The following is a 15591-nucleotide window of genomic DNA, read 5'->3' on the forward strand; positions in this document are numbered from 1 at the left end:
GCGCAGCAAGGCGCGTTCAATGCGCTCGAACACGTCATCGATCACGCTCGCTTCAGGCAGCAAGGTGATGCGGAAATGGTTGCGATAGTCGACGTTGAAACTGGAACCAGGGACGATCAGCACGTTCTCGGTTTCCAGCAAGTGCAGCGCAAATGCTTCGTCGTCGAACTGTGGCAGCACATCAAGATCGATTCCCGGGAATGCGTATAGCGCCGCTTCGGGAGCGACTACGCGCATGAAGTCGCTGCGCGCAACGGCAGCCAGCACCGACTCGCGCGACGCATGCAGACGGCCGCCCGGATCTGTCAGCGTCCTGATCGTATCGGGACCCTGCATCGCCGGTTCGATGGCCCACTGGCCGGGCACGTTGCCACACAGACGTAGCGCGGCGAGCAGATCGAAGGCATGCAGCATGTCGGTCACGCGCGCCAGGCTGCCGGAAACGCTGAACCAGCCTACCCGGTAACCGCAGGCACGGTGCACCTTGCTGAGCCCGCCAAAGCTGAGGCACGGTACATTGCCGGCCAACGGAGCCAATGGCTCGAAACGGGCTCCGTCGTAGAGAATGCCGTCGTAGATTTCGTCGGCCAGCAACACCAGGCCATGACGTTCGGCGAGTTCGACAACAGCTGCCAGCAACTCGCGCGGATAGTTGGCCCCGGTCGGATTGTTCGGATTGATGAGCACGATGGCGCGCGTGCGCGGGGAGATCAATGCCGCCAGTTCATCGACATCGGGAAGGTGGCCACGTTGCGCCGGGCAGGGGTAGTGAACGGCCTTGCCGCCATTGAGGATCGTGGCCGCCGTCCAGAGCGGATAGTCGGGCGCGGGAATCAGTACCTCGTCGCCCTGTTCGAGCAGCGCGCGCAGACTCAGGTCGATCAGTTCGCTGACACCATTGCCTACAAAGACCCGATCCGCATTGACTGTCACTGACCCGCGCGCGCGCTGTTGGGCCGCAATAGCCTCGCGCGCCAGTGGCAGGCCCTGCTGCTGGCAGTAGGCTTCGCTGCGCGGCAGAGAATGGGTGACTGCCTCGCGGATGTGGGCCGGAGTCTCGAATCCGAAAGCGCCCGGGTTGCCAATATTGAGGCGGACGATATCGCGGCCTTCGGCTTCGAGATCACGCGCCCGGTGACTGAGCGTGCCACGAATTTCGTAGCGGACTTCGGCGAGACGGGAACTGGTTTCGACAGGTCGATTTGGCATGTTCGAGCAGACAGAGGGCGGCAAATCGGCATCTTAGCAACAACTCTTGCTGCGCTGCACACAAGCCGCCATGCAACCAATCGCGCACTTCGAGCATCCAATATCCCCACATGTCCGACCACTGCCGGTCAGTACCTTCGGCAGGCGCACCTCCTTTGCCGCAACTGCACAATCCGCCGCCAGAACATTGACAGCCTGAGTTCTGGTGTTATAGTCATCTACAACACTACCCTGACAACACAGACCATGTCCCGCCAAATCCCCACCATCCTCATTGCCCTCGCCCTGTCCGCCGCCGTCACCGGCTGCACGGGCAGCCCGGCATCCGATTCGGTCGCGGAACAGAAAACCGAGACCAAGGCCGGCCTGCCTGTTGAGACCGCACGCGTCGAGCAAGGCGAGCTGACTGCGCGCTATTCGGCGACGGCCACCTTGCAAGCCGAATTCGAAGCCAAGCTGATCAGCGAAGTGCCTGGCACAGTGCTCCAATTGCTTGTTGAGGAAGGCGACAGCGTCAAGAAGGGTCAGTTGCTGGCCCGCGTCGATGCCGCCCATAGCCGCCTGCAACTGCGCGAAGCCGAGGCAGATCTGCAGCGCCGCAAGAATGATGTTGACCGTGGCGAGAAGCTGCTCGATCGCAAGCTGATCGCAGCCACCCTCCAGGACCAGGCAGAATCGGACTATGCCGTGCGTCGCGCGGACGTTGATCTTGCCCGTGTCGTGGTCAGCAAGGCTGAAATTCGCGCTCCATTCGATGGCGTAGTCACGCGTCGCTGGATCAAGAAGGGCCAGCTGCTCGAAACCGGCGACCCCGTTTTCGACATGGCCAACTTCAACGATCTGCGTGCCGAATTGCGTGTGCCGGAACGTGATGCGGTCGCCCTGGCTGCCGGTCAGCCCGTCAGCTTCACCGTGGACGCCCTGGCCAACCGCCAATTCGATGCTGAGGTGGAGCGCGTGGCACCCGTGGTCGACAGCGACAGCGGTACCGTCAAGGTCACCGTGCGCATCGACAATCGTGACAGGACGCTGCGCCCGGGCCTGTTCACGCGCATGGATATCGCATTCCTGCATGTGGCCAATGCCGTGCTGTTGCCAAAGACGGCGGTGCTGGGTAGCCGCGACACGAATTTTGCGTACGTCATCGAAAACGGAAAGGCTGTACGCACGCCCGTCCGCCTGGGCCACCAGAACGAAGCCAGCATCCAGGTGCTTGAGGGTCTTGTTGCAGGCGCGGAAGTCGTCGTGACTGGCCAGGCAGCCCTCAGTGACGGCGTGCTTGTCGAGGTCCTCGGCAGCGACCCCAACGCGAGCATGGCGCCGTCGCGCTCCGTGGCCATCGCAAGCGGCAACGGCCCCTGAGTCAGATCTGACCCTCCGGCCAGCCGCCGACAGACCCCACCGGGAACGCCTGCACTTCGGTCCAGGCGTTCGATTTCCAGCGACCTCGTGAAAGGTTCGGGATAGAATCCGGGCGATGGCTGACTCCCCCGAAACCCCGCTTTCAAGTATTGGCTGGCGTGGCGATATTCCCGCCGCCCCTGCCGATCATCCGGAATTCCGGATCGCACGCGTCATCGCCCAGCACCGCGCCGGATACGAATTGCATGATGGCGTGAGCGCATTCAATGCGCAGCCCGCGCCACGCTTCCTGAAACCCACCATCGATCCGACCGAACGCCCCGCTGTGGGTGATTTCGTACAAGTCAGCACGCACAAGCCACCGTCCATTGAAAAGGTTCTTCCCCGACGCAGCACACTGGCACGTGCGGCAGCCGGTGAACGTCATCAACGCCAGTTGATCGCCACCAACATCGACACCGTCATGGTTGTCAGCGGCCTCGATGGCGATTTCAATCCGGCGCGCATCGATCGCTACCTGATGCTTGTCGAGGGCAGCGGCGCAAAAGCCGTCGTGGTACTGACCAAGGCCGATACCACTGATGACATGGAGGTGTCGCTGGAGGAAATGCGCAGCCGGGTGCCCGCCGAAATAGAAGTCATCGCAATCAATGCCAGATCGGCGGACAGCGTCGCCGGCTTGCTGAAATTTTTTGGCCCGGGAAGCTCAACCGTCCTGGTCGGCTCATCGGGTGTCGGCAAATCAACGCTGACCAATACCCTGCTCGGTGAATCACGCCAGGCCACCAACAGTGTCCGTGAGACCGACAGCCGCGGTCGACACACGACGACTTATCGCGCCCTGATCCAGCTGCCTACCGGCGGTTGCCTGATCGACACCCCGGGCATGCGTGAAATCAAGCTGACCGGAGAAGAGACTCTCGATGGCAGCCAGTTCGGCGACATCGAAGAGCTCGCCCAGAATTGTCGTTTCGGGGACTGCAGCCACCTGAGCGAGCCCGGCTGCGTCGTGCGTGCTGCACTGGACGATGGCCGGCTCGACAACGCGCGTTGGCACAACTACCTCAAGCTTCGCGGCGAACTTGCGGCCGCCGCGGACAGCCTCGAGTTGCAACTCCGGCGCAAGAGTGAAACCCGCATCCAGACCAAGGCACTGGGTCGCCGCCTGGACGAGAAGTACGGCAGGCACTGAGCAGGACACGCGCCTTGCCCGTGTCGATTCATGAATGTGCATTTCGCTGTTATCGCACAGAACGCGCGAATCGTCTGATGACCATTCCGCAGTGAATTCGAGGCTGGCTGCTACACCCAACCGGCACGATGTCGACGGGCAAGTACAGCGGATTGGCCAGATACGTTGAGCCCGCCGTTCACAGGCAACCGCGCAACAGGCTGCCACGCTTGATCAATTGCATTTCTTCGCACGCGACCGGTGCACGCTTGTGCTTGGGCTGGCGAGGCGCCCTGCAGCGCATGCAGCAGTTACTGAACTGCTGAACGCGTTGCAGGTAGCGGACGACAATGTGCGCACATGCGTGGACGCGCGCAGAACCGGTATCGACCTGCGCAACGATTGCAGATTGTGAATAGCCTGACTGACAACAGCGAAGTTCATGCGGAAGTATTGACATACGAATTCGTTCGTATAATGTTCTGACGAAACGGATATCAGGAGTTGTCATGCGCGCGTTGGGCCTGCTCTGTGTCGTGATTCTTGCCGCTGCTTTCAGCGTTGTTTCTGCCCACGATGGTGGAACGCATTCACCACCCCCCCATGGGGAAGACAGTTATTGGCCGGGACCCGGGATCAGTGGCCCGTGGTACAACCCGCAGCGCAGTGGCGAAGGCTTCGTGCTGGGCTATCTGCCGAACGGCACGTTGCTGGTGAACTGGTTCACGTTTCCGGCTACCGGAGAACCCGGCACCCAGGACTGGATCGTCGGGGAAGGCGGATACGTCGTCGGCAACAAGGTCCGGTTCGACCGCATGTACCGCGCATTCGGCGGAGCCTGGGGCGACGCATTCGATCCCGATGCGATAAGCCGGGTCGAGTGGGGAACTCTGGAACTCGAGTTTGACGATTGCAACTCCGGTACTTTTCGCTATGCAGGGCCCGAGTCGCACGGAAGCGGTGAATACCCGATGACCCGATTGGCTGCGATCGACCAGCTTGACTGCGCAGGCAATCGGGCAATTACAGCGACCGGCGGGCGCGCTCTTGAGGGACTGCGCAACTACAGCGGCGCGTGGTACGAACCATCACGCTCCGGCGAAGGATGGTATCTGCAGGAGCTTTCCGGCGATCGCCTGTTGGTCAACTGGTTCACCTACGACCCGGCTGGAAACCGTGCCTATGTGCTGGGCCTGGGAACCCGCAAGGGTGATGGCTTTGAAATAGCCGACATGTATGTGGCACAAGGGGCGCGATTCGGCGACGCGTTCGACCCGGACGATGTTGTCCGCTCGCCCTGGGGCGAGTTGAACATCACGTTCACCGATTGTCGGCATGCACAATTCGAGTTCAGCTCTACTGTTGCCGGATACGGCAGCGGCAGCTTCCAGCCAGTACGATTGACTACGCTTGCGAGCTCCGAATGCATTGATGGCACGCCGCAGGCGATGACAGGCGGAACCTGGACGCAACATGCCAGCATGCCGGCGTCTGCCCAATCCGAGCTCGATGTCACGACGGCCAACGGGCAACTTTATGCCATGGGTGGATACGGCGATCCGCGCGGATTCAAGCGCTACGATCCCGCCACCAACCAGTGGGCAACATTGAGCCAACTGCCTGCCGGACGAGATCATCTTTCCGCGTTCTCGATTGATGGAGGCGTGTTCTATACCGGAGGTTCTGCCAATGGCGGCGGTGAAACTGGAAGCAGCGGTTATCGCTACGATGTTCTCGATGGCACCTGGGAAGCACGCCCGGAACTTCCCTTCAATTACGGAAGCCGAGCCGCCGTACTCAACGGACGTGTCTTCATCGGCACCAGCTCCGGCGACCTCTGGGAGTACGAGCCGCGTCAACGAACACGCCGACTGATTCGTCGACCGGTTGATTCGAGCCAGCGCGATCACGCCCAGATTCAGGCATTCCTCGGCGAGATCTGGGTGATCGGTGGTCGCAGCCCGGAAACCAATCGTGTCGCCATTTATGATCCCGTTTCCGAAACCTGGCGTGCCGGCCCATTGACCAACAACTTTCGCGGCGGGTTCGGTGCAGCCGTGGTCGGACACCAAATTGTCATCGGTGGTGGCGAAGTCATTACCGGCACACGTCGACTGGAACCGACCGTCGAGGTCTACGCTGCGGGCTCGTCGGGCTGGGCAATAGCCTCCAACCTGCCGGTTCCGGTTCATGGTACCGCCGCGGCGACGCTCAACGATCGTGTCTATTTTGTCAGTGGCTCCACAGCACCGGGCTCGGCCTGCTGCGCCACGGGGCAACTGTTCTCCATCGACTTCAGCCAGTAGCGCCGACCTGGCGGCAGGCCAATCTCGAGAGCGCCGTGGATCCATGATCCGAGAATGCATCGGATAGCTTGAAACCGATTCCGTCGACGGCGCAGAACGGGATACGGACGAACTTCGCACCGGTGCGAATAGCAGTTGCATGCGTACCATGTCCTGCGAGCGTTCGTCACCACGCGGAGTGCTCATGAGCACTCCGCGAACAAGCATCCGACAGCATGAAATCATGCGTCGATCCGATGCGGGCAACCCTTCAGCCTGGCGCCTGCAGATTCCGGACAACCACGTATCGGCACGTGGTGTTGCAACCTCATGAGTTGTTCAAGCTAGACTCGACTTGTCCAACCGGGGGAACTCCACATGAAATACTGGCTGACTGCAGCAATGGCTGTGCTGCTGACGTGCTGCTTTTCAACACTCGGTGCCGAGAAGTCGAAAAGCGCGCTGAATGCCGACACCTTCTCTGGCATGAAGCTCCGCGGTATCGGCCCGGCCCTGATGTCCGGTCGGATAGCGGATATCGCCATTGATCCGGTCGACACCAGCACCTGGTATGTAGCGGTCGGCTCAGGCGGTGTCTGGAAAACCGAAAACGCAGGCACGACCTGGGCTTCCGTATTCGACGGCCAGGGCTCGTACTCGATCGGCAGCGTGACCCTAGACCCGAGCAATCGTCACACGGTCTGGGTTGGCACGGGCGAGAACGTCGGCGGGCGCCATGTCGGCTTTGGCGACGGCGTCTATCGCAGTCAGGATGGCGGCGCGACCTGGAAGAACATGGGCCTCAAGGCCAGTGAGCGCATCTCCAGAATCGTTGTCCATCCGGACGACGGCAAGATCGTCTGGGTAGCCGCCCAGGGTCCACTCTGGTCGAAGGGTGGAGAACGTGGCGTGTACAAGACGGTCGATGGCGGCGAAACCTGGAAGCGGGTACTCGATGCCGGAGAATGGACCGGCGCCACCGACATCGTGATCGACCCGCGCGATCCGGATCTCCTGTACGCGGCAACCTGGCAACGCCAGCGTTCGGTCGCCGCCTTTGTCGGCGGTGGCCCGGAATCGGGACTGCATCGCTCCACCGATGGCGGCATGACCTGGGAGCGCCTGAAGACGGGCTTGCCGGAAGGCCCGATGGGCAAGATCGGCCTGGCCATTTCGCCGCAGGATCCGGATGTGCTCTACGCAGCGATTGAACTTGAACGCCGCAAGGGCGCGTTCTATCGCTCGAGCAATCGCGGCAGTAGCTGGGAAAAGCGCTCGGATACGGTTTCGGGCGGCACCGGCCCGCACTACTACCAGGAGCTGTACGCCAGCCCGCACGCATTCGATCGCATCTACCTCGCCGACGTGCGCATTCAGATCAGCGACGATGGCGGCAAGACGTTCCGGACCATGAGTGAAGCACACAAGCATTCGGACAACCACGCATTGGCCTTCCGCGCCGACAACCCTGAATACCTGCTCGTCGGCAGCGATGGTGGGCTTTATGAGAGCGTTGATCTTGCCAAGACCTGGCGCTACATCGACAACCTTCCGGTGACCCAGTTCTACAAGGTCGCCGTCGACGACGATCTCCCGTTCTACAACATCTACGGTGGCACCCAGGACAACTCCTCCCAGGGCGGACCATCGCGGACCGACAATCGCAACGGCATTCGCAATTCCGACTGGTTCATCACGCTCTTTGCCGATGGCCATCAATCGGCCACCGAACCAGGCAACCCGAATATCGTCTATGCCGAATGGCAGGAAGGCAACCTGGTTCGTTATGACCGCAGTACCGGTGAGATCGTCTATATCCAGCCGCAGCCCGAACCTGGCGACGCACCGGAGCGATTCAATTGGGACGCGCCTATCCTGGTCAGCCCGCATGATCCCAAGCGGGTCTATTTCGCATCGCAACGGGTATGGCGTTCCGACAACCGTGGCGACACCTGGCGACCGATTTCAACCGATCTCAGCCAGGCTCGCGATCGCATGCAGATGCCGCTGATGGGTCGCCAGCAGAGCTGGGATTCGGCCTGGGACATGTTTGCGATGTCCAATTTCGGCAGCATCACCTCGTTGGCCGAGTCACCAAAGGTCGAGGGCCTGCTGTATGCCGGAACCGATGACGGTCTCATCCAGATCAGCGAGAACGGCGGCGAAAGCTGGCGCTCGGTATCGGTCGGAAGCCTGTCAGGTGTACCCAAGGATGCCTTCGTCAATGATATTCGTGCCGATCTGTTCGATGCCGACACGGTCTACGTCGCACTCGACAATCACAAGAACGGCGACTTCAAGCCTTACCTCTACCGCTCGACCGACCGTGGCCGCAGTTGGAGTTCGATGGTCGGCGACCTGCCCGATCGGCATCTTGTATGGCGGCTGGTGCAGGATCACGTCAAACCCGAACTGTTTTTTGCCGCAACCGAGTTCGGCCTCTACTTCACGCCAGATACCGGCCACCACTGGGTACAACTGAAAGGCGACGCACCCACGATCTCGTTCCGCGACGTGACTATCCAGCGTCGGGAAAATGACCTGGTCGGTGCATCGTTTGGCCGCGGCTTCTTCGTCCTCGACGACTACTCCGCATTGCGTCAGATTGATGCCGCTGCGCTGGAAAATGAGGCCACGCTGTTCACGCCGCGACGGGCCTGGTGGTACATCGAACGACGCCCGATGGGAGGAGACGGCAAGGCGGACCAGGGCGACGGCTACTTCGTTGCGCCGAATCCCGACTTCGGCGCGACATTCACCTACTACCTGAAGGATGACATCCAGAGCCGCGCCGACAAGCGCAAGGCCGACGAGAAACCGCTGATCGAGGCCGGCAAGGACACGCCCGTGCCAGGCTGGACCGCACTTGAAGCCGAGCGACGTGAACAGGAACCGGCACTGATGCTGGTGATTCGCGACACCGAAGGCGATGTCGTGCGTCGCGTTCCTGCACCTGCCAAGAAGGGCATCCAGCGGGTGAGCTGGGACCTGCGCTACCCGTCGATGGACGCGATTGGCACGCCGCCGGACTACTTCAATCCCGAGCCGGTTGGTTTCCTTGCCATGCCGGGCCAATACAGCGCAACGCTTGAGCAGCGCATCGACGGCGTCGTCACCGCGATAGCCGGGCCGGTCGAGGTCAAGGTCGAGCAGATGCGTACCGGCTCCCTGCCCGCCAAGTCGCTAGCCGAAACCGGTGCGTTCCTGAAGCGACTGGCACGAGTCAACGCGGGCGTATCGGCAGCCAACCTGCACATGCCGGCGCTGAAATCGCGAGTTGACCAGCTCGGCGAGGCCCTGGCCCGTTCGCAGGCAGGCCCGTCGGTCGACAAACAGTTCGAAGCCGCCCGGCAAACACTTTTCGAGATCGAACAGGCTTTCTCCAACAATGCATCGAAAGCGGAGGTTGGTGAACCCGATACTCACGTTCTTGCCCAGCGCTACTGGCACGCCATGCTGGGTGTCGCCTTCTCCAGCTACGGCCCAACGCCCAGTCATGAGCGCAGCCTCGAGCTTGCAGAGGCCGAGCTCGCGTCGCTGAGTGGTCAGGTCAAGCAACTCGAGGAACTGACCCTGCCGGCGATAGAACAGAGCTTGCAAGCGGCAGGCGCGCCGTGGTCGCCCGGGCAACCCCTGCCGGGAGGCTAGGGATCGACGGGTTGGTCGAATCTCCGTGGCGAGCTTGTCGAGTCGCCGCGGATCACGGTTCGTTATCCAACCGGCTGGCGGCGAACGAAGATCCCGCAGGATCCATGATTTTTCTGCGCGTCACGTCCTCGACCTCGAACATGCACGAAACCCGCAGCCCGGCTAAACTGCGGGGTCTGATGACCGTCACTGTATGGTCGGCTACATTCCCCTAAAGAACGCTCGCCCGCGAGGAACCCGCATGAACCAGCTCCAGGACATTCTCGATCAGGATCTCGACCCGGTCGAAACTCAGGAATGGACCGAATCGCTGCAGGCGATCATCCAGACCGACGGCCCCGAGCGTGCGCACTTCCTGCTCGAGCGCATGGTCGAGGAAACCCGGCGCGCCGGCGGCCACCTGCCGTTCCAGCCGACCACCGAATACATCAATACGATTCCGCCGCACATGGAAGCCAAAAGCCCGGGGGATCCGGCGATGGAATGGCGGATCCGCTCACTGGTGCGCTGGAATGCCATGGCCATGGTCATCCGCGCCAACCGCAAGCCTGGCGATCTGGGTGGTCATATCGCGAGCTTCGCTTCCAGCGCGACGCTTTACGACGTCGGCTTCAACCATTTCTGGCGAGCACCGAGCGAGGAGCATCCTGGCGACCTGATTTTCCATCAGGGTCATTCCAGCCCGGGCGTCTACGCACGTTCCTTCCTCGAAGGTCGTGTCAGCACGGAACAGCTCGATCATTTCCGCATGGAAGTCCAGGGCAAGGGCAACGGGCTGTCGTCCTATCCCCATCCATGGCTGATGCCTGACTACTGGCAGGTACCGACCGTGTCGATGGGCCTGGGCCCGTTGCAGGCGATTTACCAGGCCCAGTTCATGAAGTACCTCGAGCATCGCGGCCTGATCGAACCCAGCGACCGCAAGATCTGGTGCTTTATCGGTGACGGCGAGTCGGACGAACCCGAATCGCTGGGCGCCATTTCGCTGGCCGGACGCGAAGGACTCGACAATCTCATCTTCGTGGTCAACTGCAACCTGCAGCGCCTCGATGGCCCGGTCCGCGGCAACGGCAAGATCATCCAGGAACTCGAAGGCGTGTTCCGTGGCGCCGGCTGGAACGCGATCAAGCTGTGCTGGGGCAGCTATTGGGACCCGCTTCTCGCGCGCGACACCAAGGGCATGCTGCGCAAGCTCATGATGGAAACGGTCGACGGCGAGTACCAGAACTGCAAGGCCTTCGGCGGTGCCTACACGCGCGAGCATTTCTTCGGCAAGTATCCGGAGACCGCCCAGCTCGTTGCCAGCCTTTCCGACGATGACATCTGGCGCCTGAATCGCGGCGGCCATGATCCGCACAAGGTATACGCTGCCTATCACCAGGCCGTGAACACCAAGGGCATGCCGACCGTGATCCTGGCCAAGACGGTCAAGGGCTACGGCATGGGCAGTGCCGGCGAATCGCAGAACATCACCCATCAGCAGAAGAAGATGGACGATGCCGCGGTGCGCGCATTCCGAGATCGCTTCAATATTCCGATCTCCGACGAGGATCTACCGTCGGTGCCCTACTACCATCCGGGCAAGGACTCGCCGGAAGTGAAGTACATGCTTGAGCGCCGCGAAGCTCTGGGTGGCTTCCTGCCGCAGAGGCGGATGAAATCGGAAACCCTGGCCACGCCGGAACTCGGTGCACTGGAAGCGCTGACCAAGGGCTCCGGCGAACGCGAGATTTCGACCACCATGGCCTTTGTGCGCGGCATGAACCTTCTCTTGCGCGACAAGATCATCGGCCCGCGCATCGTGCCGATCGTCGCCGATGAGGCGCGCACGTTCGGCATGGAAGGCATGTTCCGCCAGATCGGCATCTATGCGCCATTCGGCCAGAAGTACAAGCCGATGGACGCCGACCAGCTCATGTTCTACCGCGAAGACCAGTCAGGCCAGGTGCTGCAGCAAGGCATCAGCGAGCCGGGTGCGTTCTCTTCATGGATGGCCGCGGCGACCAGCTATTCGGTCAGCAACGTTCCGATGCTGCCGTTCTACATCTATTACTCGATGTTCGGCTTCCAGCGCATCGGCGACCTCGCCTGGGCAGCCGGTGACATGCGCGCGCGCGGCTTCCTGCTCGGCGGTACTGCAGGGCGCACCACGCTCAATGGCGAGGGCTTGCAGCATGAGGATGGCCATTCGCACCTGCTCGCTGGCGCGATACCGAACTGCCGCGGATACGATCCGACGTTCTCGTTCGAAGTCGCGGTGATCCTGCAGGATGGCGTGCGCCGCATGCTCACCGAACAGGAAGACACCTATTACTACATCACCCTGATGAACGAGAACTACGCGCACCCGGAGATGCCCAAGGGCGCCGAGGCGGGAATCATCAAGGGCATGTACTTGTTGCAGGATTCGGCATCCGGGAATGGGGATTCTTCAAAAGCAAAAGCAAAAACAAAGGCAAAGAACATTCCGCAGGTTCAGTTGATGGGCAGTGGCACGATCCTGCGCGAAGTCATCGCGGCGGCGGATTTGCTTGAAGAAGAATTTGGCGTCTCCAGCACGATCTGGTCATGCCCGAGTTTCAACGAACTGCGCCGGGATGGATTCGATGTCGAGCGCTGGAACCGCCTGCATCCGATGGACAAGAAGCCACGCAAGTCCTGGGTGGCCGAATGCCTCGAGGACCATGCCGGTCCGGTGGTGGCAGCGACCGACTATGTGCGTGCCTACTCGGACCAGATCCGCGCCTTCATTCCGAATGACCGCGCGTTCATCGCCCTCGGTACCGACGGCTACGGACGCAGCGATTCACGCGAAGCCCTGCGCGGATTCTTCGAGGTGGATCGCTACTGGATCGCGCATGCAGCCATTGCCGCACTGGCGGCAGAAGGCAAGATGAATCCGGAAGATGTCGCGAGGGCGATCAAGCAATGGAAGCTTGATCCAGACAAGCCCAATCCTGCGACAGTCTGACAACAGGCACACGGGACGGGCGGGATACTCCGCCAGCCGTCCCGTGTGCCGGCAGACTACGCACAGATGATGCATCCCCTATTTCGCGATGTCGCGCGGCACTTCCTGCCGAACCATACGCACTACTACTACAGTCGCATCAAGCTGACGACCGATCCACTTTATGTTGGTGTCGGCGAGGTGCTGGGCGGTCGTAGCGAGCGGCTGCTCGATGTGGGTTGCGGCATAGGCCTGCTTGCCCATACGTTGCGCGCGCAGGGATTCAAGGCCGACTATGCAGGCGTGGACATTGATGCACGCAAGATCGAGTCGGCGCGAGCATCCTCCAGGCGCGCGGGCCTGACCGGCCTGAGCTTCGATATCGTCGACCTGGCGAAAGATTTCCCAAATCACCGCGGCAACGTGGCCTTGCTCGATATCATCCAGTTCCTGCCACCCGAAGCGCAGGACGCGGTGCTGGAACGCGCAATTGCGAGCCTGAGCCCCGGTGGAATCCTGGTCATTCGAACGGGTTTGCAGCGCACGGGCCTGCGCACACGGTTTACGCAGAACGTTGATCGCCTGGCCAGGCTGACACGCTGGATGAACGTGGGTCCGAACCGCTATCCCCGTCGGGAGGACCTCGAATCCCGCTTCGCCAAGCATCGGATGCAGCCCAGCTTTACACCTCTGCGCGCACGCCTGCCGTTCGAGAACTGGCTGATATGTGCGGAAAGACCCGCAGCCGACAGGGCCGCCTGAGCGGACTCAGCGATTGAGCTGCCAGATCGCAATATTGAGTGTCGTGGCAAACAGGATCCAGCCCAAGTACGGCAGCATCATCCAGCCAGCCATTCGGTCGTGCCTGAAAAACCTGATGATGGTTGCCACGACCAGTACATCGAGGACGACGATGTTGAGCAAAGCCAGGTCGATGCGGTGCAAGCCGAAGAACAGCGGCGACCAGATGGCGTTGACCACCAACTGTACCGCCCAAAGTCCGATTGCGAGCCCCAGCCCGGCTACCCGGTAGACACGCCAGGCCGCGACGGCCATCAGAATGTAGAGCAAGGTCCATGCTGGCCCGAAGATCCAGTTCGGTGGATTGAAGGCTGGCTTTTCAAGGGCAGCGAACCATGCATCCGGTGCCGACATGGCACCCGCCAGTGCGGCAGCCAGAACCAGCAGCAGAAACACGATCAGGCTCTTCCATCCACGCATGTTTTCACTCTCCGGGCTCGGCTTGTCGGAACCACCCTACACGAACCGGTCCAACCGCCGATTAACGGCGAAATTCCCGGGTCGGGTCCGGTGGCCGCTCAGCGCCGGCTCGGTCACCCGGATCGCATCGTTGGCAGAAGCTGGCCCGAGCTGGTCAACGGGAAGAAACTCGCAACCGACACCTTGAGCGGGTAAACGAACACGGGCACCAGAAACACCGGGACAATTCGCCTCAGCACCGACGCCGTGTCGTCGAGTCCAGCACGTTGCGCATGTCCTGCGTGGCCGTACCAGAACAAGGCGATCATTTCGATGCTCACCAAGAATGCCGGGTGCTTTCATCACAAGCAGCCGCCCGTCGCACGTTCCGGGAATCGTGCTAGTCGAATTCGGCGGAATGTCTCGGCGAATGCGAGGGCAGCATCGACAGACGCTTGAATGCGCGCGACTTCCGAGCCACGCTGACCGAAGCCATCACTGATGCGTAGCGAATGCGGTTTCTTCATGGCTGCTGCTCCACCCAGGATGACCGACCTGAAGGCTCAATTTGCCCATCCCGCACGCTCAGCCATTCAGCACCCAATGCCACAACGGAAGCGTGATCATGGACGCGACCAGGCCGTAGCCAACCAGGGCCGAAGCCAGTTCCGGCGCCAGCCCTGCAGACGACAACAACGCACCGGAGGTCATCATCGGGGGCATTGCAGTCAGGTATATGGCGACCAGGCTGATTTCCGCCGGCAGCTGGAACCAGGCGCAAAGTCCCCATGCAACCAGCGGCATCAACACCAGCTTCGCGACCAGGCCAATCACCAGCGGGAGTCGATGATGCCCGGGCAGATGCAAGCGCAACTGCATGCCAAGCGCGAGTACGACGATCGGCAGCAGGGCATCGGCAAGCCACTGCAGGCCCTGCTTGATGGCTGGCGCTGGATCGGCGGGCATGATCGTCAACGCAACGACGAGTGCGATGAAAGGCGGGAAAATCACGATGCGGCGCACGATGCGGATCGCGTTGGGTCGTTCACCGCCACCGAACCAGGCCACCACGAACAACCCCCAGGTGGTCAGGATCAGGAACGAGCCCAACTGGTCATAGACCACGGCGTAACGCATGGCACTGGCACCGACCAGCACCGGAATCAGCGCATAGCCGATGAACGAGGTGTTGCCCAGCGGAACCTGCAACAACAGGTTTGCGGTACTGCCGCGATCAAATCGGAGCAGCCTTGCCGCGGGCCACACGACGACGAGCGTGACCAGCAGGATGGCCCAAGGAATGAACACGAGGCCAATCAGATCCGATCCGAAGCGGAGGCCCGGCGCATGCAGCAAGATGGCCGCAGGCAGACAGACGTTGATCACGATCAGATTCAGGATTCGCGCCGTACTTTCCGGCACCAGCCTGCGCCAATCGAGGAAGCGTCCGACCGCCAGCAGGATGACGATAGACGCGAATATCGCTATGACCGACATTTTCGGTCACCCATGGAAAACCGCTTCAGCATCGGGATAGGCCCGGCCTGCATGGAGTGATCAGGGCGCGTCGATGGCAAGCCACGTCTCCTCATGAGAACCGGACAACAGCCTGGATATCCGGATGCGCATGCCTCCAACCCATGGCCTGCCCGTTCCCCGTTTGCCGAGGCAATTCGAATCCAAAATCGCGCGTCAGTCGAATAGGGATGACCGCTTGGCCCGGATGGCATCGACAGGCGGCCCACTGCTGCATCCCAGCCATCCGC

General features: G+C 61.4%; 11 protein-coding genes. 7 read left to right on the plus strand and 4 right to left on the minus strand.

All coding sequences use genetic code 11. The features are described 5' to 3' along the window. Nucleotides 1–1209, minus strand: a 1209-nt coding sequence (locus WBP53_RS08350) for an aminotransferase class I/II-fold pyridoxal phosphate-dependent enzyme (protein ID WP_423927826.1), incomplete at its 3' end; no start/stop codon positions are given. A gap of 246 nt (nt 1210–1455) precedes the next feature. Here WBP53_RS08350 and WBP53_RS08355 point away from each other — a divergent pair. From WBP53_RS08355 to WBP53_RS08385, 7 genes are all read left to right on the plus strand, one after another. Beyond that, entirely contained in the window at nt 1456–2571 is a 1116-nt protein-coding gene (locus tag WBP53_RS08355; protein WP_423927828.1) for an efflux RND transporter periplasmic adaptor subunit, read from the plus strand. A 115-nt stretch (nt 2572–2686) separates the two neighbouring features. Then, nucleotides 2687–3763, plus strand: a complete 1077-nt coding sequence (rsgA, locus tag WBP53_RS08360; protein ID WP_423927830.1) for a ribosome small subunit-dependent GTPase A — start codon at nt 2687–2689, stop codon at nt 3761–3763. A 488-nt stretch (nt 3764–4251) separates the two neighbouring features. Continuing rightward, the gene (locus WBP53_RS08365; RefSeq protein ID WP_423927832.1) at nt 4252–6048 is read left to right on the plus strand and encodes a Kelch repeat-containing protein; all 1797 of its coding nucleotides are present in this window, start codon (nt 4252–4254) and stop codon (nt 6046–6048) included. A gap of 184 nt (nt 6049–6232) precedes the next feature. Beyond that, nucleotides 6233–6361, plus strand: coding sequence for a hypothetical protein (locus WBP53_RS08370; protein ID WP_423927834.1), 129 nt, complete (start codon nt 6233–6235; stop codon nt 6359–6361). Nucleotides 6362–6405: 44 nt separating this feature from the next. After that, the gene (locus tag WBP53_RS08375) at nt 6406–9675 is read left to right on the plus strand and encodes a WD40/YVTN/BNR-like repeat-containing protein (protein WP_423927836.1); all 3270 of its coding nucleotides are present in this window, start codon (nt 6406–6408) and stop codon (nt 9673–9675) included. A 241-nt stretch (nt 9676–9916) separates the two neighbouring features. Beyond that, nucleotides 9917–12646, plus strand: coding sequence for a pyruvate dehydrogenase (acetyl-transferring), homodimeric type (gene aceE, locus WBP53_RS08380; RefSeq protein WP_423927838.1), 2730 nt, complete (start codon nt 9917–9919; stop codon nt 12644–12646). 66 nt (nt 12647–12712) lie between these two features. Continuing rightward, a complete protein-coding gene (locus tag WBP53_RS08385; protein ID WP_423927840.1) occupies nt 12713–13387 on the plus strand; it encodes a class I SAM-dependent methyltransferase in 675 nt (224 codons plus the stop codon). Between the two features lie 6 nt (nt 13388–13393). Here WBP53_RS08385 and WBP53_RS08390 read toward each other — a convergent pair whose 3' ends face one another. From WBP53_RS08390 to WBP53_RS08400, 3 genes are all read right to left on the minus strand, one after another. Beyond that, a complete protein-coding gene (locus WBP53_RS08390) occupies nt 13394–13846 on the minus strand; it encodes a TspO/MBR family protein (protein ID WP_423927842.1) in 453 nt (150 codons plus the stop codon). A 113-nt stretch (nt 13847–13959) separates the two neighbouring features. After that, complete coding sequence (locus tag WBP53_RS08395) at nt 13960–14166, minus strand: hypothetical protein (protein WP_423927844.1); 207 nt, start codon at nt 14164–14166, stop codon at nt 13960–13962. 244 nt (nt 14167–14410) lie between these two features. Continuing rightward, nucleotides 14411–15322, minus strand: coding sequence for an AEC family transporter (locus WBP53_RS08400; protein WP_423927846.1), 912 nt, complete (start codon nt 15320–15322; stop codon nt 14411–14413). Nucleotides 15323–15591 lie beyond the last annotated feature (269 nt).

This window comes from Dokdonella sp., from assembly GCF_049593775.1.
In the GTDB taxonomy this organism is placed as follows: Bacteria; Pseudomonadota; Gammaproteobacteria; order Xanthomonadales; family Rhodanobacteraceae; genus Dokdonella.